This is a genomic window from Myroides sp. NP-2 (genome assembly GCF_014145665.1).
Classification (GTDB): Bacteria; Bacteroidota; Bacteroidia; order Flavobacteriales; family Flavobacteriaceae; genus Flavobacterium.
Map to the genome: position 1 here is coordinate 54083 of NZ_JACHTD010000008.1, position 24389 is coordinate 78471.

Here is a 24389-nt window from a genome sequence, read left to right on the forward strand (position 1 = left end):
AATTAGTACTTTTTATGTAACAAATGCTTGAAAAGGAACACTTATAGACTAAATCAAAAAATAGAAATATGAAATTAGTTATTGAAAATTTAAGTAAGACCTATAAAAATGGGGTAAAGGCATTGGATGACTTATCAATAGAAATTGGACCTGGTATGTTTGGACTTTTAGGACCTAATGGAGCAGGTAAGTCTACATTAATGCGAACAATAGCTACTTTACAAAAACCAGACGCAGGAACAATTCGATTCGGAGATATCAATATTTTAGAACAACAAACGGAATTTAGAAAAGTATTGGGATACTTACCGCAAGACTTTGGGGTGTATCCTAATATGTCTGCCTTAGACTTATTAGATTATTTCGCTCGTTTAAAAGGAATTTCTAACGCCACACAGCGCCGTGAAATCGTAACACGCGTATTGGAAGTTACCAATTTATATGATGTAAGACGCAAAAGCGTTAGTGGATATTCTGGAGGAATGAAGCAGCGATTCGGCATTGCTCAATTGTTGTTGAACGATCCTAAATTAATCATCGTCGATGAACCAACTGCAGGGTTAGACCCCGCAGAACGCCATCGTTTTTTGAATGTATTGCGCGAAATTGGTACAAACAATATCGTTATCTTCTCTACTCATATTGTAGATGACGTCAACGAACTATGCCACGAAATGGCCATCTTAAATGGTGGACATCTATTGGAAAGAAGTACACCAAAACAGGCAGAACAAAAATTAGATGGGCAAATATGGATCAAAGAAATCAATAGAGAAGAATTAGATCAATACCAACAGCTCAATATTTTATCTGGTAAATACAACCAAGAAAACCGACTAAAAATTCGTGTACATACCAAGGATTCCTTGACAAATGAAGGTTTTGAATTGGTAAAACCAACGTTAGAAGATGTTTATTTTGTTGCATTAAAAAACGACTAAGGGATGTTTAAAACTGTGTTTACTTTTGAACTTAAACGTTGGTTTAAGAGCTGGGTATTTTATCTTTACCTAGCAATATTTTTTACAATAAGCTTCTTTTCGATGATGGCCACCATTGGTGTTTTTGATGCCGTTCGAAATACTTCTGCTTCGCTTTTGCAAATGAACTCAGCTTATGTCCTTAATTCCTTGTTGAATTCGTTCAATACGCTGCTGTATTTTTTATTTCCGTCCATCATTGGAATGTCAATCTATCGCGATTACAAATATAATGTACATCACATTCTGTATTCTTATCCCTTTTCTAAATGGCAGTATTTAACGGGTAAATTTGCCAGCTCCTTTCTAGTTACGTTGTCAATCAGCGTAATGATGGGAATTGGGTGCTATTTAGCAACGCTCGTGCCTTGGGCAAAGCCAGAGTTACTAGGCCCTAATTTATGGTGGAATTATATCCAAGGATATCTTTTTAATTTGATTCCCAATATGCTGTTTATGGGGGCAATAATCTTTGCTGTTGTAACACTTAGCCGTAGTATTTATGCAGGTTTTATAACGATTATAATCATTATGATTCTACAGGGAGTTGTCAATAGTATTGCCGCAGATGTAGATTACAGAGAATTAGCCGCTTTACTCGATCCCAATGGAGATCAAGCAATCTATTATTATACGCAATATTGGAGCGTAGAAGAAAAGAATATCAATAATCTACCCCTAGAAAAATACTTTATTCTCAATCGTTTGTTGTGGTTAGGTGTTACTTTAGCGTCTCTGCTTGTTTTGGGAAGTGTCTTCAAATTCGCTCAGCAACCCGCCACTTTTTCGTGGAAACGAAAAAATAAAGGCGAGCGTTTGGTTAAAAATAATTTTGGTGGCATCTTTAAAATTGAGCTGCCAAAAGTCAACTACGACTTTTCTTTAAAAACAAGTTGGAGCAATGTCTTTGCCTTTGCAAAAATGGACTTCAAATTTTTAGCGCGCAATCGCGTATTTTGGATTCTTATCGGTGTGGGAGTTATGTTTATGATCTTGGTGGCTAGTTTCTCCATGACGATGTATGGTACACCAACGTATCCCTTAACCCGTCACATGCTGATGATCCCAGGAGGAACCTTTACTTTCTTTATCTTGATGATGACGTTTTTGGGCGCGGGATTACTCGTGCACAGAGGGGAAAATACGCGTATGAATTTATTGGTAGACTCAACGGCTGTGTCCAACTGGGTATTATTTACCTCAAAACTCTTCGCTTTGTTGGGGATGCAATTAATGTTGTTCTTAGTGATTATCCTCACGAGTATTGGAATTCAAAGCTACAATGGATATTTTCAGTTCGAAATCGGTTTGTACCTTCAGAGTTTATTAGGGTATAGCTGGATTGAGTTTATTATTTGGGCGATGATGGCACTAGCCGTACAAACGTTCTTTAAAAATTATATCATAGGTTTCTTTGCCCTGCTCGTTATTCAAATGGGATGGCCAGCACTTGGTTCAATTGGAATTGAACAAGCTGTTTTCTTCTTTAATTCGATTCCTACACCAACCTATTCTGATATGAATGGCTTCGGTTCAAGTGCCCTATTTGGTAGATTTATCATCTTCTCCTTGTATTGGTTGTTATTTGTAGGAGGGATTAGTGGCTTAACCTTACTGTTTTGGAGAAGAGGCGTTTTTAGTGGACTCAAAGAGCGTTTTTATTTCGCAAAGAAACGAGCGAAAACGATTGTAGTGGTGCCAACACTACTTTGTTTTACTGCATTTATCGGTCTAGGCGCTTATTTATACTATGAAAATACAGTACTCAATGTATTTCACTCTTCTAAAGACACGGAGCTTCTTCAGGTAGCTTATGAAAAAACGTACAAAAAATACCAAGATATGGCACAGCCACGTATCGTAGATGTAAAGGTTGACGTTGATTTGTATCCTGAGCAAAACAATTTTCAAGCTAGAGGAACCTATATCCTCGAAAACAAGACAAATCAAGCCTTAGACAGTTTATATGTGTCCTATTATCCAAGTTTAAAAAATACAATCGTCCTAGAAGGAGGAACGTTTTTATCAACCGATTCTATCCAAGGCATTAGCTTCTACCGTTTCGATACGCCTATGCAAGCTGGTGAAACTAGAACCTTAGAGTTTGTCGTCCAAAACAAACCCAATTCGTGGATCCGTTCCGACTCTCCTGTATTAGACAATGGAACCTTCATAAATAATAGTTATTTTCCAGGATTGGGGTATGCTGATCGCGCGGAAATTAGCGACGATGAGATTCGCAAAAAATACGGACTAGCACCAAAAGAACGCATGGCGGAGCAAACCGATCAAAAAGCGTTGCAAAATACGTATATCAACCACGATGCAGATTGGATTCACTTCGAAACAACAGTGAGTACTTCTGCGGATCAAATCGCCATTGCTCCAGGCTATTTACAAAAGGAATGGACCGAAGGAAACCGTCGTTATTTCCACTATAAAATGGATCAAAAAATGTTGCACTTCTACGCGTTTAATTCAGCGCGATACGAGGTGAAACGAGACAAATGGCAAGGTGTAAATATCGAAATTTACTACCATAAAGGCCATGAGTACAACCTTGATCGAATGGTGTCTAGTGTTAAAAAGTCGTTGGAGTATTACTCCAAAGCATTCAGTCCTTACCAACACAAACAAGTGCGTATCATTGAATTTCCACTGACTATGGGAAGTTTTGCTCAATCTTTTGCCAATACTATTCCATTCTCTGAAACCATCGGTTTCGTTGCCAATGTGGATGAAACCGATGAAAATGCAGTCGATTATCCGTTTTCTGTAACGGCACATGAGGTTGCTCATCAATGGTGGGCACATCAGGTAATCGGAGCCAATGTTCAAGGAGCAACAATGCTTTCAGAAAGTTTGTCTGAATACAGCTCGTTGAAAGTATTGGAAAATGAATACGGAAAAGGTCAAATGCAACGTTTCCTAAAAGACGCTTTAGATGGATATTTAAGTGGACGTTCAAGAGAGGATAAAAAAGAAAAACCATTAATGTATAACGAAAACCAACAGTATATCCACTACAACAAAGGATCCTTAGTGTTTTATACTTTGAGTGATTATTTAGGCGATACGGTGCTAAATGGTGTATTGAAAGAATATGTCAAAAAAGTAGCTTTTCAAGAAGCTCCTTATACCATCTCAGCTGAACTGGTACAAGAAATAAAACGCGCAACACCAGATTCTCTTCAATATATGGTTAAGGATATGTTTGAAACGATCACACTCTATGACAATTACGTAGAGCAAGTCGAAACAAAAGCATTGGCTGACGGAAAATATGAGGTGAAACTAAAAGCTTATGTTAGTAAATATAGAGCAGGTGATACAGGAGCGAGACAGTATGCGGATCAAGGAGAACAACCACTGCTATTTACAGCTGATAAAGATGTAAAAATAGAGTCACTTCCTTTAGCAGATTATGTTGAGGTGGGCGTTTTTGCCAAAACAAAAGAGGCTAAAGCCAAAGAAAAAGTGTTGTACTTACAAAAAGTAAAGATTACTGATATTGAGAATGAGTTTACGATCATTGTAGATGAAAAACCAACAGAAGTTGGGATTGATCCTTACTATAAATTGATCGATACCCGCTCCTATGACAATAGAAAAAACATTTAGCTAAAGGATTCTTTTTTTGTTTTAGCTTGAGTTTTAAAAAAGCGAGTAAAAAAAAATAAAAAACGAGGCTGTCATAAAGCTTAAAAAAATAAAACCCCGTCTAGTTTTAGACGGGGTTTTTGTATGATATACGCTGAACCCTGCACAACTTGAGCGTTGTATACTTTTTACTCTTGCTTTTGTACATCCGCTAAAGCAGTCATATTTAGTTTTTAACTTTTTTCTAGTGGTTATCGTACTATTGCGACTAGGGTACCTGCGTTGTGCATCCATACTGAGTCTATTAAAAAATGGGGTTTTAATGGACTCACTATGGACACACTATGGACTCAGTATGGACTCAGTATGTCTCGTCCTACTATAACTGTACATGTTTTTGCTGAAGTCTTGTTTAGGGAGTATAATAGAAAAGCCTCTGGATGTGTATTTAGATTCTGTTGCTTGTAATCCTGTTTTTGATGGAGGGCTGAAGACTAGAAATTGACGCATAAAAAAAAGGAAAGCAATATTGCTTTCCTTTTTTTATGCGTCTCAGAAATAAGATTATCCTCTTCTTTCTTTGATTTTTGCTTTTTTACCAGTAAGTTCTCTGAAGTAGAAAATACGAGCTCTACGAACTTTACCTCTTTGATTTAATTCAATTTTTTCTAAAGCAGGCATGTTGATTGGGAAGATACGCTCTACACCAACGTTACCAGACATTTTACGGATAGTAAAAGTCTCAGTAGCACCTGTACCTCTTCTTTGAATAACTACTCCTTTAAAGAACTGTGTTCTTTTTTTGTCACCCTCTTTAATTTCGTAGTACACTGTGATAGTGTCTCCAGCTTTAAATGCTGGGAAGTCTTTTTTTGCAACTAATTCGTCTTGAACGAATTTCATTAAATCTGCCATTTCTGAAAAAAATAATTAATTAATTTAAACCAACATACACGGACCTCGCCAGAGGTTAGTTTAAAGCGAGTGCAAATATATGAAAAACCAATAAAATAATCCTAATTTCTCGGCTAAATAATTGGAATATAGGATTTGCTTATGGTTAATAATGGTGTTCTAGGCCTAAAATCATTCCTTCTTTCAGTGTATGATAAGCTGATAAAAAGGATGAAAATAAAATAAGCAGTCTTTGTTTGACAGCTATGCATCTTTTTTTCTTGAGTTCACTTGGAGTATAGCCATGTTGTTTTTTAAAGACCGTACTAAAGTGATTTTGAGACTTATACCCTAATACTTCTGCTATTTCCGTAACTGATAGCTCTGTCTGTGTGAGTAGTTGCTTTGCTTTGTTCATTTTTAATTGAGTAATATAACCGAAAACGGTCGTGCCATACATGATTTTGAACTGTGTTTTGAGCTTAAACTCATTCGAACCAATATGTTGGGCAATATCTTTGAGTGAAAAGGTATGATCTAGTTTTTGGGTGATGAAATTTTCGGCTAGTTTTATCTTGGCTTGGTCTCGTGCAGAAATCGTAGTACCTATTATTTCTTGCTTGAAAGACTGTTCGAGCTGTAAGAATAAAAGCTCTTCTATTTTATTCTGCAAATATACACTTCGCAAACTTCCTTTTCTTTCACAGCTGACAATAATCTGAATAATGTCCAGCATCTCTGGTCGTATATTTTGACTTTGTTCGAGTAAGCTCGTTAAGATATCATAAGTATTCAAAGGCGGAAAAGTATAGTGTATTTTCATCTGTTCCAATAAGCATGTGTACGTATCCAAAGGAATGAATATAGATACATAACGAACCGGTTTCTTTGTTGCAGGCAATTTGAATTTTCTTACACCCTTTGGTAATTTACGTACAAGTTGATGGTTAAATTCAAAAGTATCGTCTAAAATGAAAAGCTGTTGTACACCTTCTCGATTTGTTTCAAATTCAATATCAAGAGCTTTCTTGGTACTAATAAGATAAGAATGAATGCAAAACGCTCCGACTATTGAACAACTGTTCAGAATCCGACCATACACATCGTCCTGAAATAACCAGGTCTGTTCTTTCGTTTCTGTTTGGAGTGGTTCAGTGTTGAACCATTCTTGATCTGCTAATTTAAAGTTGGTGTTTTTGATTGTTGTAGTTAGGCGCATAGCAATGAAATTTTACTTTTATTTAGACAAAGTAAAAATAATACTTTTTTTGAATATGTTTATCCTTTTGTGAAAGGTAAGTAGAGAGTCAAGCGCTTTACTTTTGCATCATATTTATTAATCAAGATGTTCCTGTTATGTTAGACTTCTTCGATTAACAAAGAACAGTTTAACCTAGTATTAAAATAAAATGAAAACAAAGATTACTTCTTTTACTTTCTTACTTCTCTTTTTTTTTGTAGGTCTTGCACAAGTCAATGCAGGTGATCGCATTTTATCTGGAGTAGTTAGGAATGAAAAAAAGGAACCCATCTCTTATGCAATTGTACAATTGAAAGAATTGAATAAACAAGTTTTAACGGATGAAGAGGGGAAGTTTCACTTTACTGCAATTGATTTTGGTCATTATAATTTGGGGATTAGTTCGATGGAGATAAAGAATAAAGAAGTTGCTATTGTTTACGAATCAAAGCATGATTATTTTGTTGTCACCGTTGAATCTTCTGAAGGAATTAATCTAAATGAAATGATTATACATGTTCAGAATGAAAAAAGACAATTAGAAACCAAAGGGTATGCCGTTAATGTAATTCAACCCGCAAATTTAGCTTTACAGTCGATACAATTGAATGAGCTATTAGATCGAACAGCAGGCGTTAAAATTAGACAAGATGGCGGACTAGGTTCTAAAGTGAACTACAATATTAATGGGTTGTCAGGACGTTCGATTCAGATTTTTATAGATGGAATTCCAGCACAGAATTATGGAAGCTCCTTTTCGTTAAATAGTATACCTCCTGCTTTGATTGAACGCATCGAGGTTTATAAAGGGGTTGTGCCAATTTATCTTTCTCAGGACGCATTAGGTGGAGCTATAAATGTTGTTTTAAAACAAAAAGTCAGAAATGCATGGAATGTCAGTGGGTCGTATGGATCTTTTAATACACACCAATATAACATGAATGGCAGTTTCCGTCAAGACAATGGATTTACAATTCACGCTAATGGTTTTATTAATTATAGTGATAATAATTATCGCGTTTACGGCAAACATGTTCGCTATATTGATGGAGATGGAAACGTTACCCTACCTAAAAATGGAGCTAAGCGTTTTCACGATCGATATCGATCACATGGAGCCAAGATTGACGTCGGATTTACAGAGGTTAATTGGGCAGATAAGTTTTTGTTCGGTGGTGTTATTTCTGGTTATGATAAAGATGTGCAACATGGTAGTACGATGGAAAAAGTGTATGGAGATCGATTCACCAAAAGAGATTCCTATATTTCGACACTAACGTATTCCAAAAAAGATGTGCTCTTACAAGGGATGGAAGTGAAATTAGACGCGTCGTATAGTGATTTAACAAGACAAGTTGTCGATACTGTTGGGAATATGTATGATTGGAGTGGAAAACCCATTCGTGATAGGGATGGTAATATTGTGAAATATAATACAGGAGCTGAAGTAGCTGCTCAAAAAACACTAGAGAAAAATAGAGATAAGTTAATCGCTTTACGAGCGAATCTAGCTTACGAGTTTACAATGAATAATACGCTCAGTGTTAATTATTTTTACAATACTTTTAAAAGAGAAATTCAGGATGAATTACAGCCTGTTTCTCTTCAAAAATTAGTGAATACTCGTGATTTACAGAAGGATATTATATCTTTTAGTTATGAGAATATAAGCTTTAATCAACGACTTCGAACGACGTTATTCTATAAAATGTATCATCAAAAAGCTACGTCAAATGAACCCTATCGAGATGATACAAAACCTTTACTAGGTGATTTGTATAAGGTCAATCGAATTTATAAAACTACTAAATTTAAGGGGTATGGCGGAAGTATGTCCTATCGTTTATTCGATCAGTTTTATGTATTAGGTTCGGCAGAAAAAGCTATCAGACTACCAGCAGAAACAGAATTGTTTGGTAGTAATGCTGATAATTTGTTGCCTTCCTTTGACTTAGATCCTGAGCAGAGTACCAATTTGAATATTGGGTTTAATTCTAGTGTTTTTCATTTTCAACAGCATGCACTTAGCTTAAATGCTACTTTCTTCTACAGAAAAGTAAAAGGAATGATTCGCGAAGCGCTCGATTCAAGAGGAATATACACACAGTACGAGAATTTAGATGATGTATTGAGTAAAGGTGTGGATTTAGAAGTTCATTATGCATATAAAGATCGCTTAGTCTTGGATATATCAGTCTCTAAGTTTGACGTTCTCTTTAATAAGAAATATAACAAAGAAGGAGCAATTTATAATTATTACAAAACCCAAATACGCAATGAGCCATCGTTTAAATACAATGCAAATTTGAGTTATACTTTTCATGATATTCTCGAAAAAAACGATAAAATAAGAGTTAACTACAATGTGTATTATGTGGAAAAATTTTTGCGTAACTGGTCCAATGTAGGCGGAACAAACTTAGATGAAATCCCTACTCAATCTCCCCATGATTTTGGCGTACTCTATCAATTTGCTAATAAGAAAATGAGTGCTAGCTTGGATGTAAAGAATCTATTCAATCAGCGTATCTACGACAATTTTGGTCTTCAAAAACCAGGACGTGCTCTATATGCAAAAGTAACATATTCAATCTTTTAATTTATAAATACACACAACATGAAAATTTCATTTCTTAAAACATCAGTTTTATTTGCTGGGTTAACTTTATGTGCTGTCGGATGTTCTTCCGATGATCAATCTACATCAAAACCTATAAAGCCTGGAGAAGGGGAAACAGAAACGCATTTCCAACTCGCATATGCTAGTGGGTCAGGTTCTCAATCGGCTACTTATTTGCAAGGTGTAACTAGTCTGTCGGAAGGAGAAGTAAGTTTTAAAAACGCTGGTTATCAAATGCCTTCGTCTAGAACTTCTCGAATTTTTGTTTCTGAAGATGGTAAATATGTCTATAATCTGAACTATACTGTTGGTGATTTACGCAAGTACGAACATCAAGGAGGACAAGTATATAAAGAACTAGGGAATATTGACTCTTCTCCAGTTATTGGTACCTCTAGAGGGAGATTTACAAAGATTAATGAAAAGTTAGGATCTATTCATCATGCAGAGGCAAAGGCTCAATACGCTAATGCTGACGGATCTGGTGACTATTTAGGTCATAAAATTACTGCGAGTATTGCGTTAATCGATTTGGAAAACTGGTCTTTTTTACCTGGATCTCAAAAGGAAATTGACGTTAAACTAGATGCTGAATTAGTCAAAAAAGGATATTTTATTAATCGAATTGATGCGCCAGTTTTAGTACAAGATAAATTGTATTATGGAACTAGAATTGCCTTGTTTGATGAAACAACAGGTAAAACAAAACCTGTAGATTTAACATTTACCTTGGTTGTGGATAAGAATAATCTATCAAATGCGAAAATTATTTCAACGAACCACGTGATAGGGTCTACAAACGGATATCGTACGCCAGCAGCATATGTTAATGAACGTCAAGAAGTGTTGCAAATGGTTAATGGCTCTGACAAAACATATATTGCTAGAATTGTACAAGGACAATATGACCACAGAACTGTTTTTGATCTAGGACAAGCTTTAGGTGGGAAAAAAGTATCTAGTAATGGATGGTTCTATGTAGGTAATGGAATTGGTTATGTTCCATATGAGAAAATGGACGAAGCTGAAATCGAAATGGGAGTAGATAAAGATGGAAAACCAACAACCACTCATGAATGGGGACTTGCGCGTGTTGATTTGAATAACAATACAGCAATAGATCTTGAGGTTCCTCAAAATCTATGGTTGACACAATATCAAACGGCAGCAGTACGTGACGGTAAATTTTACATTGCTCTAGCTCCTGTGTCAGGTCAAGGAAACATTTACATCTATACGATTTCTTCTACTTCACCAAAAGGAGAGAAGGGAGCCGTAATCACTTCGGGTGTTGATCAATACTATATAGGAGTGTATTAATTTTAGATTATTATTAAGCGAAAAAAGTCACATTAGTGCCTGGAAGGTCAGGCACTATGTGGCTTTTTTTATTTCTTCTAATAAATCAGGTCTTCTGTTTTTCGTGTGTTCATAAGCCATGTCTTCCCTCCATTTGTCGATGGCTGCAAAATTTCCACTCAATAACACATCGGGAACCTTCCAACCTTTGTACTCGGAGGGTCTAGTGTATATCGGTGGAGCGAGTAGATTGTCCTGAAAGCTATCAGTCAAAGCTGAGGTTTCGTCGTTAAGTACCCCTGGAATTAAGCGAATCAAGGCATCGCATAAAATTGCAGCACCCAATTCTCCTCCAGATAAGACGTAATCACCAATCGAAATTTCTTTGGTAATGAAGTGATCGCGAACACGTTGATCTACTCCTTTATAATGACCACATAAAATAATGATGTTCTTTAGTAGTGACATGGAGTTGGCCATGGTTTGATTTAACGTTTCTCCATCTGGCGACATATAAATGATCTCATCGTAGTCGCGTTCGGCTTTCAACGCGCTGATACAGCGATCGATCGGCTCGATACTCATCACCATACCTGCACCACCACCAAACTGATAATCATCTACGTTTTTGTGTTTATTCGTGCTATAGTCTCGTAAATTGTGAAAGTGTACCTCTACTAGCCCTTTGCTGATTGCTCGTTTTAATATTGAAGCTTGAAAAGGACTTTCGATTAACTCCGGAATAACGGAAATGATATCTATGCGCATCTTAATAAAATTTACACAAAGGTACAATCCAATTAAATACAATCCAACGCTAATATCTACCTTACTCAAAGATCCCTACAAAATACAAGTATAAAAAATGAGTTGAATTATTTATTTCTTGTACAAATTATGCCTGATAGGGGTGGGAACAAAGCAGAAGTTTTACCTTTGTACCTATGAGTTTATCTAAAGCAAATGTATGGTTCATGGCTGCAGTTACCGGGTTAATTGTCGCCAATTTATATTACTGTCAGCCCTTAATTCACTTAATTGCCGATGAGTTTAAGGTGTCAGAATCAGATGCGGGAACGCTGACCTACCTCACCCAAGCGGGCTATGCTATCGGAATGTTTTTGATGATTCCCTTAGGAGATATGTTGGAGCGAAAAAAACAAATCACCCTGACAACCCTTTGTGCGATTGTCGCTTTGGGACTAACGGCTAGCGTACAAAATTTCTTTTGGCTCCAGGTGATAAGCTTTGTCCTTGGAGCAACGTCTATTGTACCTCAATTGGTTCTACCTATGGCAGCGAGTTTGTCTTCTGACGAACAAAGGGGCAAGGTAATTGGCACGGTGGTCAGCGGATTGTTAATTGGTATCTTATTCTCTCGAACCTTAAGTGGTTTCGTTGGCGTGTGGCTAGGATGGCGTGGAATGTTCTGGATTGCTACGGCCATTTGTCTGCTTTTAGTTATCCTGATTCAATTTCGACTCCCTATTAATAAACCTACCTATGAAGGAAGCCTGTCTAGTTTATATGGTTCTCTTTTTAAACTGATAAAAGAACAACCCATCCTGCGCGAAGCTACGTGGATTACGAGTTTGGCCTTTGCACAGTTTGGAGCGTTTTGGACCACGATGGTCCTGCTGTTGCACAACCAACCTTTTGGTTATGACAGCGCATTGATCGGATCTTTTGGACTGATTGGTGCTTGTGGTGCCTTTGCTGCTCCCTTAGTCGGAAAAATTGGAGGAGCAGGTGGCGCTCAAAAACTAATTTTATATGGTATTGGCATGACATTTTTAAGTTTTGTCGTGTTTGCCCTGTCGGATACCTCTATTGTCGGAATTATTATTGGAATCATCCTCATCGATTTAGGATTACAAACGATCCACGTGTCCAATCAAACGCGAATCTATTCCCTATTGCCAGAAGCGCGTAATCGACTAAATACTGTCTATATGTCATTTAGTTTCCTCGGAACAGCATTTGGCTCGGCTTTTGGTTTATATTTGTGGAATTATTTTGGCTGGGTAGGCGTGTGTATAGGCGGCATGGTGTTAGCCTTTTTGTCATGGCTGATCTACTTAAAAGCCAAGCGAAATAAAAGTATTAAAAATTAATAACATAAGAAGAATGGAAAACGGTATTTACGCAAAATTTAATACGTCAAAAGGCGAAATTTTAGTTAAACTAACGGAAGATAAAACACCTGGTACAGTAGGTAACTTTGTTGCATTAGCGGAAGGGAAATTAGAAAATTCAGCACGTCCACAAGGAAAACCATATTATGATGGATTAAAATTTCACCGAGTTATTCCTGACTTTATGATTCAAGGAGGATGTCCTCAAGGTATTGGTTCAGGTGGGCCTGGGTATACGTTTGACGATGAGTTTGACGCAACTTTAAAACACGATGGTCCTGGTGTATTGTCTATGGCAAACGCAGGCCCTGGAACAAATGGTTCTCAGTTCTTTATTACTCACGTAGCAACTCCATGGTTAGATGGAAAACACACTGTTTTTGGTCATGTAGTTAGCGGACAAGATATTGTTGATGCAATCGGACAAGATGACGTAATCGAATCACTAGAAATCGTTCGCGTTGGTGAGGCAGCTCAACAGTGGAATGCTGTAGAGGCTTTCAGAGTATTTGAAGGAGCAAGAGAAAGAAGAATAGAAGAGCAGAAAAAAGCAGCGGAAGAAGCATTAGAAAAAGTAGCCGCTGGTTTTGAACGTACAGCAAGCGGATTGCGTTACCAAATGATCGTAAACGGATCAGGAGCTAAAGCAGAAAAAGGAAAAACAGTTGCCGTACACTATAAAGGTGCATTAGACAACGGAACAGAGTTTGACAACTCTTATAAACGCAAGAAACCAATCGAATTTCCATTGGGAATGGGACATGTAATCGAAGGATGGGACGAGGGAATCGCACTATTGAGAGTAGGTGATAAGGCTCGTTTCGTTATTCCATCCTATTTAGGTTATGGAGAAAGAGGAGCAGGAGGAGTTATTCCACCAAATGCAATCCTAGTTTTCGATGTTGAATTAATGGACGTAAAGTAATATACTATAGACTCCCAAACTTTAATCAGTTTGGGAGTTTTTTATCCTAGGTTAATTTAGTTATGAAAGAGAAAATCAATACCTGTTACGAAAAAATTAAGCCCTATGTTCACTTGACGCCTATTATGGAATCGGGACATATTGAAAACTTTTTGGGAAGTGATTTGTATTTTAAATGTGAAAACTTTCAGCGCGCAGGCGCATTTAAAATGAGAGGAGCGACCCATGCTATTCTCAATTTGTCTGCAGATCAAAAGGCGAAGGGAGTGGTTACGCATTCATCTGGAAATTTCGCTCAAGCTTTAGCCCTTGCAGCGCGTACCTTTGATGTGAAGTGTTATATTGTGATGCCTTTTAATGCACCCATAGTCAAAAAAGATGCTGTGTTAATGTACGGCGGTGAAATCGTCGAATGTGCCCCTACTATGGAATCCAGAGAACGCGTGTGTAACCAAGTGATTGATGAAACTGGAGCGACGTTTATTCACCCGTCCAATGAAATGGATGTCATCCTCGGTAGTAGCACCGCAACAAAAGAACTGCTAGAAGCAAAACCCGATTTAGATGCCCTGATCGTTCCCGTTGGAGGAGGGGGACTATTGGCAGGTACTATTTTAGCCGCCAAAGCCTTTGGTAAAGAGGGAATCGAAGTGTATGCAGGTGAACCTTATGAGGTAGACGATGCCTTTCGCTCCCTAGAAAGTGGAAAAATTGAATGCAACCTGTCTGTCGAAACTATCGCTGACGGTCTGCGTACGCAACTGGGTGATGTCAACTTTCCTATCATTCAAGAAGGAGTTAAAGCAATTATCCGCGTTCGAGAAAATGAAATAATCAGTGCCATGCGCCTAATTTGGCAACGGATGAAAATCATCGTCGAACCAAGTAGTGCCGTTGCACTTGCCGTCTTAATTAAAGAACGTCAATTGTTTGAAGGTAAAAAAGTTGGAATAATTTTATCTGGAGGTAATGTAGATCTGGATAATTTACCCTTTGAATAAATAACAAAAAGGTTTAGTTGCAAACTAAACCTTTTTTGTGATCAATTGAATAATTGATCGTATGTATCCCTATATTTTTTCTTTAGTCGCTGTTTGGTCTTTTTTACAGCTTCAATGGTAATACCTAAAATATTTGCTGTCTCTTGATTGGTTAAATTTAATTTTTGAAGCAATACAACGCGCAGATTTGAATCTGTTAATTCAGGGAACTGTTGCATTAAGTTTTCAAAATATTCCCGTTGTTCATTCTGAAATGTTTTCTTAAAGATTAACCAACTCTCATCCGTCATTAAATGGGAAGAAATGGTTTGTTCTAGTTTCATTCGCTCTGTCTGAGATTTTACACTAGTAGAGTCTTTTAGCTTATTTAACTCAATCTCTAAAATATTAATCTGCTTGGTCTTTTCTGCCAAATATTCTTTGTACGAATCTAAAGAGTGATTAGTGTCCTGCCATCTCTTTTCGGATTCTGCCATCTCCTGCTCAATTTTTAAGATGTTTGACTCATAAATAGAAGCTTGTTTGGATAACTGTGTGCGGTATACGCGATAGAGAAAAACTAAAATACAACCCAATGAGAAGGAAATAGATATAAATAACAAGCGTTGATAATTGATTTTCTCAAAGTGATAGCGCTGAGCTTCTAGTTGCAGATTAATCAATTCAATTTCAGCATCCCAGTTTATCTGATCAATTGCTTTTTGTCCTTCGGTTTCATTGATATATTCGTGTAGGGTAGTTAGGTTTCTTCGGTAGAGAAGCTCTCTTTTTTCATCTTTTTCGTAAATCGCGATTTCGAGTAAAAGATGCATGATTTGATATTCAAAGCCTTTGACATAGTTCAGACTTTGGGTGTAAGAAAAGGCCTCTAGCGCTGTTTTCTTTGCCATAGGGATATCGGATTTATCCCAATATACCTGTGCAAGGGAAAGCAAGGCAAACATGGTGTTCTTTTTGTCGTCTACCTTTTTGGAAATCGCAATGTCTTCTTCTAAGTAACTGATCGCTTTTTCCCAATTTTGCTTGTTGTTTTCAATTGTAGCTAGATCGCCGAGTACTTTGGCATAGCGCAAAAGATCTCCCTGACTTTCCGATATATTCTTTGCCTGAATCAAATAGGGATAGGCTAGTGCTTCTTGTTTGTCTTTAATTGCAAAATTGCCAATAGCATTGAGTAGACTTGTGTAATTGATATTGTCCTTAGTGGTTAGTTGAAGCGCTTTGGTCAAATAGGTAATTCCTTGTTTGGCTTTGCCTATGGTTCCGTAGAAATATCCAATTTTTCGGTAAATATCTGTAGCTTGAATGGTGATTTGTTCGGGATTATGATCTAAGGCAATAGTGACTTTACTGTAGTAATTTGCCGATTCAACATAGTAATTGTATGTATAGTAATAAAAGCCGATTTGTGTATAGGCCCAATGCGTTAAATTAGGAAAGTTTATGGTTTCTAATTGCTCTTCGACTTCTTTAAAAAGCAAAGTTGATTGCTCGTTAAATGCACCGAGTTCTTTGGATTTGATTTGTGCGCGTTTAATTTTTACAATCGTACTAAACATATTTTTATTCAAATCATACGCTTTGGTTGGCTTGGCTGCCACCACTTCTTCAAGTTTCACTAAATCGTCTATTTTGTTTAAATCAGCCAGTAATAGGTTAATTTGATTGGATGTATGCTCGGTTGAGGGAGTACAAGAAAATAGAAGCGATAACATAAAAAGATACAGTAGCTTTTTCATAAACAGCAATTATTGTTAAAAAATAAAATGTCCACCCCTTTGTCCACCACGATGTCCACCCCAAATATAGTGTCTTTTTTAACAAAATGTTTTACTTTGCTTAAGAATTTGTTTCAGGAAGCTTAAAATGAATGTTGAATTAAGGTTGAGAAACAAGGACAACGTTCTTGCTGTATTGTGAATGTTACAATCCCTAATCGCCCTGTTTACATGGAATAGTCCCAAATTTAGTACAGCATATCGCTCAGGTTCGCATTCCATTGGAGATACTAATGCGAAAAGAAAAGAGACGAATCGACTGAGCGTAGTGACTTCTAAGAAAAAAGGGGAGGAGATCTCTAAAAGTATAGAAGACCTAGAATAAAGGAAGGATGATCGCGCAGGAGGGGACGATATAGGTACAGAAATAGCCATATAAAAAGTGATAGCATTGTGTGTAAGCAATGCCAATATAAAATCAATTCTAAGACTAGAGTTCTAACCGAGTTCTTTGTTAATGCAGCTAGGCTTAATTAAGCCAAACTGCGCCAGAGGAGAATAGGTGAGATGCGTACAATAGTTTTATCAGTTTTGAATTGTATTCAGGCGATGACCTAACCTTGTCGCCTGATTTTGTAAGACAAGAGATGACGTTTAGTCTATGAATAAATTTTTTGTTTTAATTGTTTTGAACACTCATTGAAATTCTAACCTAATTTGATGAGTGAGTTTTTTGGGAAAGAAAAAGGTCAGCGATTGCTGACCTTTTTTTATTTTGATAAGTTTGGTTATGATTACGCTTTTTTGCGCGTATCTAATTCGCCAAAATACATTTCTTGGAAACTCTTTGTAACCCCGTGATCCACGCGTTTATGGAAGGTTCTAGGGTCAATTTCGCTTGGTTTTTCATATCCAACAGCGCTGATGAATTCACCTAAAGCTTTCATTGTGTTTTTGTGGAAGTTCGCCACGCGCATTCTCTTGTCTGTAACATCTAACGCTTTGTATAGCGTTTCGTCTTGAGTTGCAATACCTACTGGACAGTGACCACTATCACATTGTAAAGCTTGAATACAACCCAATGCAAACATCATTCCACGAGCACTGTAACATGCATCAGCACCTAATGCCATCGTTTTTGCAATATCGAATGCAGAGATAATTCTACCTGAAGCTAAAAGTCTAATTTTACCTCTTAACCCATTTTCGATTAATGTTTTGTTTGCGAATACTAAAGCATCGTTTAACGCCATACCCATATAGTCAATAAACTCTAATGGAGCAGCTCCTGTTCCTCCTTCAGCACCGTCAATAGTAATGAAGTCTGGAGTAATACCCGTTTGCTTCATTGCGTCCACAATAGCTAAAAATTCATCTTTGCGTCCAATACAGATTTTAAATCCAACTGGTTTTCCATTGGATAATTTTCTCATTCTAGCTAAGAATTGAACTAGCTCTACTGGATTTGAAAAAGCAGTATGTCCTGAGGGCGAGTGAACTGTTGTATGCGGTGTAATACTTCTAATTGCAGCAATTTCAACTGTATTTTTCTCAGCAGGTAGCAATCCTCCATGTCCTGGTTTTGCTCCTTGTGAAAGTTTTAACTCAATCATTTTTACCTCTGGGTAATTCGAACGTTCTTCAAACAATGCATCGCTGAAAAAACCTTTCTCATCGCGACAACCGAAGTATCCCGTACCAATTTGCCAAATTAAATCTCCTCCTGAACGGTGGTATTGACTTATTCCTCCTTCACCCGTGTTATGTGCAAATCCACCGATTTTAGCCCCTTCATTTAAAGCCGTAATCGCCTTTTTACTCAATGCACCATAACTCATTGCACTAATATTGTATATGCTCGCACTATAAGGTTGCTTACAGTCGTCGCCTCCAATCAATGTTCTGAAGTTCGAATCTGTTACGTGTTTTGGGTAAACAGAGTGGGCCGCCCATTCGTAGCCAATGCGATTTGCATCGTCTTGCATACCAAATGATACGGTTTGCTTCTCATTTTTTGCTCTTTGATAAACAATCGAACGCTCACGACGGTTAAAAGGTTTACCATCTAATTCCCCCTCCCAAAAATACTGACGCATCTCTGGACGAATGGATTCGAACATATATCTAAAACGCGCAAATAAAGGATAGTTTTTACGAATCGTATGTTTATTTTGGATTAAATCATAGATTGTCAAATATGTAAGAATTCCTGAGATTACGAGATTAACAATGCTAGCTGTTGATTGATAAAGAGCGAAAGTTGTAATAGAATACAATACGTATATCACAACTAATGCTATGGTCAATTGGCCAAATGTAAATCGATTAAAAAACTTTTTGTGAAACATAAATCTAAAATTTAGTGCAATCTTTTTGTTGTCTAGTTTGTAATGTTAATGGTTTAAAAATAGGGTGAATAGGTTGTAATTACTAGCTTTTTGCTTAGTGAAAAACAAAATGTAAAATCACTTCTATCGAAAGCAAAGGTAGTAAAGATTTTGAATTTAAAAGATTTTTATAATTATTATTTTGATAAGATTAAGCTATAAAAATGCTAATATGATAATTTTATCAAGATTGAGTGAATAATTTTTATGTAATTTTCTATACTGCTGTATAAAATGTAATCTTTGTTCTTTTTTATTACTATAAATGTGAATGGATGTGCAGTTTTATAGGTATAATTGAAATTTATATATACTGTGTTTACCACTGATGCGATAGGCTAGGAAACAAGCAAGTGCTGCATAGATAAGTATTTCACCACCAAATAATTCACCTGCCATACAGATACAAGCGAGTGGCGTTTTTGTAGCACCAGCAAAGACAGCGACAAAGCCCAAAGCAGCAAGAAACCCAATCGGCACTTGGAGGTAAATGCCTAAAAAGCTGCCTAAGGTCGCTCCAATAAAAAAGAGAGGCGTGACTTCACCTCCTTTGAAGCCTGTTCCTAAAGTCAGTGCAGTGAATAGAATTTTAAGTAAAAAAACCGAATAGGCTTGAGTATGTGCAAATGAATCAACTATTGTTTCAATGCCCAAACCTAAAAATCGAGGATCTCGAATCATCCAATATAACCCCAACAGTACGATCCCACCTATAAAGGGACGCAAAGGCGGATAGACTATTACTTTTGTTGTCCAGTGAGCAACAGCATCCGTTGCTTTGACAAATACGATAGCCGTAAACCCAAAGAGTAATCCCGCTAGGCATACTTTCAACAAGGTGAGGAGGTCGAAGTTAGGAAGTGCATCCACGGTATAAACAGTATGGCTAATGCCCCAACTAAGACAAACCCAATGCGATAGGAATGCGGTTGCAACTACAGGTAGTATATGCTTGTATTGTATGCGACCGACAACCATGAGCTCTAAGGCAAATAAAGCGCCAGCCAAAGGAGTGCCAAATACAGATGCAAAACCGCCTGAAATCCCCATAAGCAATAGCGCTTGTCGGTCAAAGGTCCCGAGTTTAAAAAGTCGCATAAATTGAGCTGCAATCGCACCTCCCATTTGAACAGCTGTACCCTCTCTACCAGCTGAACCTCCGAATAAATGCGTAATCCATGTACCCACAAGCACAAGGGGAGCTAGCTTTAAAGGAATGCTTTCTGCTGGATGATGGTATGCCTGAATGAGTAAGTTGTTTCCCTTATTGGCTGTGCCTCCCATATAGTGATATAAGACACCTACAAATAGACCGCCCAAAGGCAATCCCAAGAGCCATAGGGGATGTTCCATTCGCGTGGCAGTAACCCAATCGAGAATAAAGAGGAAAAGTGCTGAAGATGTGCCAACCAATCCACCGATAACCACACTCATAAATAACCAGAGAAACGGTTTACTCAGGTGGTGTAATAGAAAGTCTTTTGTTTTTTTAATTGTATGCATAACGATCTGGTATAGATAATAAAACTATAGTATACTAGACGTCATCAGCTACTTAGGCGGTTCAAGGCAGACATCATTGCCCTAGTGATCGTACAAAGGTAAAAAAAAAGTTCAACTCAAGGAGTTGAACTTTTTATTATTTTGTTATCGAGTAGATTAAATATCATCAAATTCTACATCTGTGAAATTATTCAATGAATCAGATTCTTCTTTTTGATATTCTTTTTTGAAATCTTTTTGGTGTCTTTCCGAAATTACTTCTTCTCCTTTGTGGTTCACTACATATTCAGTCATTTCATCTAAGATATCTTTAAATGCTGTGAAATCTTCTTTGTACAAGTAGATTTTGTGTTTTTTGAAGTGAAAAGATCCATCATCTTCTGTGAATTTTTTACTTTCAGTTACGGTTATGTAGTAATCATCTGCCTTAGTAGCTCTTACATCAAAGAAATAAGTTCTTCTACCCGCTCTCAGTACTTTTGAGAAAATCTCTTCTTTTTCTAACATTTCGTTATCTCTCATAATCCTTCTATCAATTAATTGATTTGTATATATAGCTTTCAAAAGTCTAAAAAAAATCCTAATAAACCAACTTTTTACACTATTTCTTTTTCTTTCAATTGTTTTTCATGTAACTCCGCATAATATCCTTCTTGATCGATTAATGTATCGTGTGTACCGGCCTGAATGATACGGCCTTGATCCAAGACAATAATCTGATCGGCGTTTTTAGCAGATGAAATTCGATGGGTCACAATCAGGGTCGTAATATGCTTGCTGTGTTGTTCTAAATGTTTGAGGATACGCTCTTCTGTTTCCGTGTCAACAGCAGATAATGCGTCGTCTAACAACAGAATTGGGGCGTCTTTTATCAAGGCTCTAGCAATGGAAACACGTTGTTTTTGCCCTCCTGAAAGTGTCAGCCCGCGTTCACCTAGTACAGTTTCGTATCCGTGCTCAAATTGCTCAATATTGTGATGTACCACCGCCTTTTTTGCCGCATCGACAATTTCTTCCATAGTCGCATCTTCTTTTCCGAAGCGAATATTATTGCTTATAGTGTCAGAAAACAAAAACGAATCCTGTGGAACAACTGCTACATTACGCCTTAGATCTCGCAGGTTGCAATCTTCTATCGGAGTTCCATCTAACAGAATCTGCCCCTGATCAATGTTGTACATGCGACTAATAAGCGAAAGTAACGTACTCTTTCCAGATCCCGTCTTTCCCAAAATAGCAAGTGTTTCTCCTTTTTTTAAGGAAAAGGAAACATCTTGTAAAGCGACAATTCCCGTGTCAGGGTAGGTAAACGACACTCGGTCGAAGACGATATTTCCCTTGATTTCCGTAGGGTTGGGATTGGTATTGTATATCTCTGGCTTCACGTTTAAAAATTCGTTGATTCGCTTTTGAGAAGCTTCCGCTTCCTGAATCATAGACGAAATCCATCCCAAAGAAGCAACAGGCCAAGTTAGCATGTTGATGTAGAGAATGAATTGAGCAATCACCCCAATATCGGGTAACTTACCATTGAAATACAGAATAGAACCAATGGTGATGACAATCAAATTACTCATCCCAATTAACAATATCATCAATGGACCAATTAAGGCCCCTGTTTTTGCAAGTTTTAGCGATTTCTCTTTGCTACTTTGTGTGAGTTCTTCAAATTCTTCCACTTTTTTCTTCTCAATCGCATAGGCCTTGATCACGCGCATGCCCGAGAAAATCTCTTGTGTGAAGGTTGATAAAACAGATAAATTTTGCTGAAAGATTAAACTGCGCTCGTTGATTTGTTTGCTGAGTTTAAATATAAAATACCCCAATAAAGGCAACGGAAGCAATGAGTATAGCGTCAGCTGAGGCGAAATGATGTACATTTGGGTTAATACCACGGCAAAACGAATAAGCGTATTGATGGAATACATCACCGCAGGTCCTACATATTGTCGCACTTTTCCTACATCTTCGCTGATTCTATTCATCAAATCACCTGTGCGATTTTGCTTGTAAAAACTCTGGGTAAGAACCTCATAGTGCTTAAAAACATCATTTTTAAGATCAAATTCAATATGACGAGACATAACAATCAACGTCTGACGCATCAAAAATGTTAGAAAACCCGCAATAAGCGTGGTAACCAATATCCAAAAAATGTTCGATAATAACAGTTCTGTTACCGTTTCTTTGTCAAAAGCAGTGAGTTGCTCCAAAATGCGAATGGAATCTCCTACTAGTTTTGGCGTGTATAACGTAAAGATCTGGGCTACAATGGTAATAATTACCCCAGTTAAAAAGTGATACTTATATTTAAAAAAATATTTATTTAAGGACTGTAAAGCGCGCATAGTTTGTTTGTCTAGTCTTGCAAAGTAAGAAAAAAGATGGCGATAAAACCATTTCTGCTCCTTTTTAAAGGATAGGCAAATATAAACTATTATTCTTTTTTGATGGGAAAAGGATCGGAGAAATGTAAGCGCGCCCTCTTTCGATTATTACAGGTTACACACTCAGGTATAATACATAGAAGTGTTAAAAATAAACTAATATAAAATTAAAAATAATTTAATAAGGTAGATCGTCAGCAAAAAACAAATATATTTGCTGAGTTAAAAGAAAAGAAAATATGTACACAATCGTTATAAAAAAGGGGAAAAAGCTTAGCTTACGTCAATTGTCGTGAGGAAAGTCCTTTTTTTTATAATCGAATAAAATAACAAGGGGTTTGTCATGACGACAAACCCCTTTTTTTATAAAAATCACAGGATGAAAGTTTTAAAATTTGGAGGGACTTCTGTTGGAAGCCCAGCGCGATTCGAAAAGTTATGGCCCATTATTCAATCTCAATCCACGGATAAGCACCTGATTGTGCTCTCTGCAGTTGCTGGTACAACGAATGCATTGGTTGAGATTGCCGCCCAGTATACCCAAGGAAATGTGTTTCAAGCACAGGAACTCATTCAAGAATTAATAGGCAAATACGAAGATTTTGTCTTAGAATTGTTTGTGACAGAAAAAGGGAAACTCGAGGGGAACCAACTAATACATCATCATTTTAATTTGTTGATTGCTTTGGGCGATGATTTATTTACGACTGCCGAATCGCGCTTAGTTTTAGCTCAAGGCGAACTGCTGTCGACTGCTTTGTTTCACCGTTATTTGCAGGAAAAAGGTATAAGGTCGGTCTTGCTCCCAGCACTGGAATTTATGCGTATGAATGAAGACAACGAACCCGATTTGCCGTATATCAAACAGCGATTGGAGCAGATGATGACTTCCTATGTTACAGATACGATGTTTATCACCCAAGGGTTTATTTGTAGAAATGCCTTTGGCGAGGTAGATAATTTAAGACGAGGAGGATCTGACTACACGGCTTCTCTAGTTGGGGCTGCTTTAGCAGTGGAAGAAATTCAAATTTGGACGGATATTGATGGGTTTCACAACAATGACCCCCGCTGTGTTTCGCATACCAAACCGATTGCTCATCTGAGTTTTGACGAGGCAGCGGAATTGGCGTATTTCGGAGCGAAAATCCTACATCCCCAGAGCGTTTTTCCAGCGCAAAAAGCCAATATTCCCGTGCGTTTACTCGATACGATGCATATTGAGGTCCCAGGGACATTGATCTCCTCTCGCTTTGATCACGACGATGAAATTGTTGCCGTCGCTGCAAAGGATGAGATTACTGCTATTCGCATTTATTCCTCTCGTATGTTGCTTGCCTATGGGTTTCTTAGACGCGTTTTTGAAGTTTTTGAACGCTATAAAACGCCCATTGATATGATCACTACTTCCGAAGTAGCCGTGTCTTTAACGATTGATAAGACTACACATTTGAATGAAATTATTGCAGAACTCAATCACTTTGGCAGTGTAGAAGTGGATGAAAATCAGACTATTGTTTGTGTTGTTGGGGATTTTAAGCGCAATAAAAATGGCTATGCCACTATCGTATCTGAAGCAGTTAAACACATTCCAATCCGCATGATTTCTTATGGAGGAAGCGAACACAATATTTCGCTACTCCTTCCTTCAGCCTATAAAATTGAAGCATTACGCGCTTTACATCATCGCTTATTTTAAA

17 protein-coding genes and 1 riboswitch are annotated in these 24389 nt (G+C 37.3%); of the genes, 9 read left to right on the forward strand and 8 right to left on the reverse strand.

The window, feature by feature from the left end; all coding sequences use genetic code 11:
* Positions 1 to 68 precede the first annotated feature (68 nt).
* Positions 69 to 941: an ABC transporter ATP-binding protein gene (locus H4K35_RS09330; RefSeq protein WP_182627281.1), complete on the forward strand. Its 873-nt coding sequence runs from the start codon at positions 69 to 71 to the stop codon at positions 939 to 941.
* Between the two features lie 3 nt (positions 942 to 944).
* Positions 945 to 4601 carry a M1 family aminopeptidase gene (locus tag H4K35_RS09335; RefSeq protein ID WP_182627283.1) on the forward strand — a complete coding sequence of 1219 codons (3657 nt, stop codon included), beginning with the start codon at positions 945 to 947 and terminating at the stop codon, positions 4599 to 4601.
* A 543-nt stretch (positions 4602 to 5144) separates the two neighbouring features.
* Here H4K35_RS09335 and rplS read toward each other — a convergent pair.
* Together rplS and H4K35_RS09345 are read right to left on the reverse strand one after the other, a co-directional pair.
* On the reverse strand, positions 5145 to 5495 hold the full coding sequence (rplS, locus tag H4K35_RS09340) for a 50S ribosomal protein L19 (RefSeq protein ID WP_182627285.1): 351 nt from the start codon (positions 5493 to 5495) through the stop codon (positions 5145 to 5147).
* A gap of 145 nt (positions 5496 to 5640) precedes the next feature.
* The gene (locus H4K35_RS09345; protein ID WP_182627287.1) at positions 5641 to 6693 is read right to left on the reverse strand and encodes a helix-turn-helix transcriptional regulator; all 1053 of its coding nucleotides are present in this window, start codon (positions 6691 to 6693) and stop codon (positions 5641 to 5643) included.
* A 190-nt stretch (positions 6694 to 6883) separates the two neighbouring features.
* On the opposite strand from H4K35_RS09345, the gene H4K35_RS09350 reads away from it, so the two are divergent.
* Both H4K35_RS09350 and H4K35_RS09355 read left to right on the forward strand, forming a co-directional pair.
* On the forward strand, positions 6884 to 9313 hold the full coding sequence (locus tag H4K35_RS09350; protein ID WP_182627289.1) for a TonB-dependent receptor plug domain-containing protein: 2430 nt from the start codon (positions 6884 to 6886) through the stop codon (positions 9311 to 9313).
* Positions 9314 to 9331: 18 nt separating this feature from the next.
* Complete coding sequence (locus tag H4K35_RS09355; protein WP_182627291.1) at positions 9332 to 10654, forward strand: DUF4374 domain-containing protein; 1323 nt, start codon at positions 9332 to 9334, stop codon at positions 10652 to 10654.
* Between the two features lie 54 nt (positions 10655 to 10708).
* Here the strand turns inward: H4K35_RS09355 and trmD are convergent, their stop codons facing one another.
* Complete coding sequence (gene trmD, locus H4K35_RS09360; RefSeq protein WP_182627293.1) at positions 10709 to 11401, reverse strand: tRNA (guanosine(37)-N1)-methyltransferase TrmD; 693 nt, start codon at positions 11399 to 11401, stop codon at positions 10709 to 10711.
* 176 nt (positions 11402 to 11577) lie between these two features.
* On the opposite strand from trmD, the gene H4K35_RS09365 reads away from it, so the two are divergent.
* The 3 genes from H4K35_RS09365 (at position 11578) to H4K35_RS09375 (ending at position 14694) form a co-directional block, all read left to right on the forward strand.
* Positions 11578 to 12747, forward strand: a complete 1170-nt coding sequence (locus H4K35_RS09365) for an MFS transporter (protein WP_182627295.1) — start codon at positions 11578 to 11580, stop codon at positions 12745 to 12747.
* A gap of 13 nt (positions 12748 to 12760) precedes the next feature.
* Entirely contained in the window at positions 12761 to 13693 is a 933-nt protein-coding gene (locus H4K35_RS09370; protein WP_182627297.1) for a peptidylprolyl isomerase, read from the forward strand.
* 62 nt (positions 13694 to 13755) lie between these two features.
* Positions 13756 to 14694, forward strand: coding sequence for a pyridoxal-phosphate dependent enzyme (locus tag H4K35_RS09375; protein WP_182627298.1), 939 nt, complete (start codon positions 13756 to 13758; stop codon positions 14692 to 14694).
* A gap of 41 nt (positions 14695 to 14735) precedes the next feature.
* Here the strand turns inward: H4K35_RS09375 and H4K35_RS09380 are convergent, their stop codons facing one another.
* On the reverse strand, positions 14736 to 16433 hold the full coding sequence (locus H4K35_RS09380; RefSeq protein WP_182627299.1) for a tetratricopeptide repeat protein: 1698 nt from the start codon (positions 16431 to 16433) through the stop codon (positions 14736 to 14738).
* 181 nt (positions 16434 to 16614) lie between these two features.
* Here H4K35_RS09380 and H4K35_RS09385 point away from each other — a divergent pair, with 181 nt between their 5' ends.
* Positions 16615 to 16797: a hypothetical protein gene (locus tag H4K35_RS09385; RefSeq protein ID WP_182627300.1), complete on the forward strand. Its 183-nt coding sequence runs from the start codon at positions 16615 to 16617 to the stop codon at positions 16795 to 16797.
* A gap of 409 nt (positions 16798 to 17206) precedes the next feature.
* Here H4K35_RS09385 and H4K35_RS09390 read toward each other — a convergent pair whose 3' ends face one another.
* From H4K35_RS09390 to H4K35_RS09405, 4 genes are all read right to left on the reverse strand, one after another.
* Complete coding sequence (locus H4K35_RS09390) at positions 17207 to 18760, reverse strand: FMN-binding glutamate synthase family protein (protein ID WP_182627301.1); 1554 nt, start codon at positions 18758 to 18760, stop codon at positions 17207 to 17209.
* Positions 18761 to 19084: 324 nt separating this feature from the next.
* A complete protein-coding gene (locus H4K35_RS09395; protein ID WP_182627302.1) occupies positions 19085 to 20302 on the reverse strand; it encodes a chloride channel protein in 1218 nt (405 codons plus the stop codon).
* A gap of 28 nt (positions 20303 to 20330) precedes the next feature.
* A riboswitch (Fluoride riboswitch) is annotated at positions 20331 to 20392 on the reverse strand.
* Between the two features lie 66 nt (positions 20393 to 20458).
* Complete coding sequence (locus H4K35_RS09400; RefSeq protein WP_182627303.1) at positions 20459 to 20824, reverse strand: PUR family DNA/RNA-binding protein; 366 nt, start codon at positions 20822 to 20824, stop codon at positions 20459 to 20461.
* Between the two features lie 74 nt (positions 20825 to 20898).
* Positions 20899 to 22650 carry an ABC transporter ATP-binding protein gene (locus tag H4K35_RS09405; RefSeq protein WP_182627304.1) on the reverse strand — a complete coding sequence of 584 codons (1752 nt, stop codon included), beginning with the start codon at positions 22648 to 22650 and terminating at the stop codon, positions 20899 to 20901.
* 418 nt (positions 22651 to 23068) lie between these two features.
* Between H4K35_RS09405 and H4K35_RS09410 the strand changes: the two genes are divergently transcribed.
* The gene (locus H4K35_RS09410; protein WP_182627305.1) at positions 23069 to 24388 is read left to right on the forward strand and encodes an aspartate kinase; all 1320 of its coding nucleotides are present in this window, start codon (positions 23069 to 23071) and stop codon (positions 24386 to 24388) included.
* Position 24389: the final 1 nt, after the last annotated feature.

What these genes read in the sequence shown, in the direction of transcription:
- H4K35_RS09330 (WP_182627281.1), top strand. Translation starts at nt 69, where the DNA reads ATGAAATTAGTTATTGAAAATTTAAGTAAGACCTATAAAAATGGGGTA.
- H4K35_RS09335 (WP_182627283.1), top strand. Translation starts at nt 945, where the DNA reads ATGTTTAAAACTGTGTTTACTTTTGAACTTAAACGTTGGTTTAAGAGC.
- rplS (WP_182627285.1), bottom strand. Translation starts at nt 5,495, where the DNA reads ATGGCAGATTTAATGAAATTCGTTCAAGACGAATTAGTTGCAAAAAAA.
- H4K35_RS09345 (WP_182627287.1), bottom strand. Translation starts at nt 6,693, where the DNA reads ATGCGCCTAACTACAACAATCAAAAACACCAACTTTAAATTAGCAGAT.
- H4K35_RS09350 (WP_182627289.1), top strand. Translation starts at nt 6,884, where the DNA reads ATGAAAACAAAGATTACTTCTTTTACTTTCTTACTTCTCTTTTTTTTT.
- H4K35_RS09355 (WP_182627291.1), top strand. Translation starts at nt 9,332, where the DNA reads ATGAAAATTTCATTTCTTAAAACATCAGTTTTATTTGCTGGGTTAACT.
- trmD (WP_182627293.1), bottom strand. Translation starts at nt 11,401, where the DNA reads ATGCGCATAGATATCATTTCCGTTATTCCGGAGTTAATCGAAAGTCCT.
- H4K35_RS09365 (WP_182627295.1), top strand. Translation starts at nt 11,578, where the DNA reads ATGAGTTTATCTAAAGCAAATGTATGGTTCATGGCTGCAGTTACCGGG.
- H4K35_RS09370 (WP_182627297.1), top strand. Translation starts at nt 12,761, where the DNA reads ATGGAAAACGGTATTTACGCAAAATTTAATACGTCAAAAGGCGAAATT.
- H4K35_RS09375 (WP_182627298.1), top strand. Translation starts at nt 13,756, where the DNA reads ATGAAAGAGAAAATCAATACCTGTTACGAAAAAATTAAGCCCTATGTT.
- H4K35_RS09380 (WP_182627299.1), bottom strand. Translation starts at nt 16,433, where the DNA reads ATGAAAAAGCTACTGTATCTTTTTATGTTATCGCTTCTATTTTCTTGT.
- H4K35_RS09385 (WP_182627300.1), top strand. Translation starts at nt 16,615, where the DNA reads ATGTTACAATCCCTAATCGCCCTGTTTACATGGAATAGTCCCAAATTT.
- H4K35_RS09390 (WP_182627301.1), bottom strand. Translation starts at nt 18,760, where the DNA reads ATGTTTCACAAAAAGTTTTTTAATCGATTTACATTTGGCCAATTGACC.
- H4K35_RS09395 (WP_182627302.1), bottom strand. Translation starts at nt 20,302, where the DNA reads ATGCATACAATTAAAAAAACAAAAGACTTTCTATTACACCACCTGAGT.
- H4K35_RS09400 (WP_182627303.1), bottom strand. Translation starts at nt 20,824, where the DNA reads ATGAGAGATAACGAAATGTTAGAAAAAGAAGAGATTTTCTCAAAAGTA.
- H4K35_RS09405 (WP_182627304.1), bottom strand. Translation starts at nt 22,650, where the DNA reads ATGCGCGCTTTACAGTCCTTAAATAAATATTTTTTTAAATATAAGTAT.
- H4K35_RS09410 (WP_182627305.1), top strand. Translation starts at nt 23,069, where the DNA reads ATGAAAGTTTTAAAATTTGGAGGGACTTCTGTTGGAAGCCCAGCGCGA.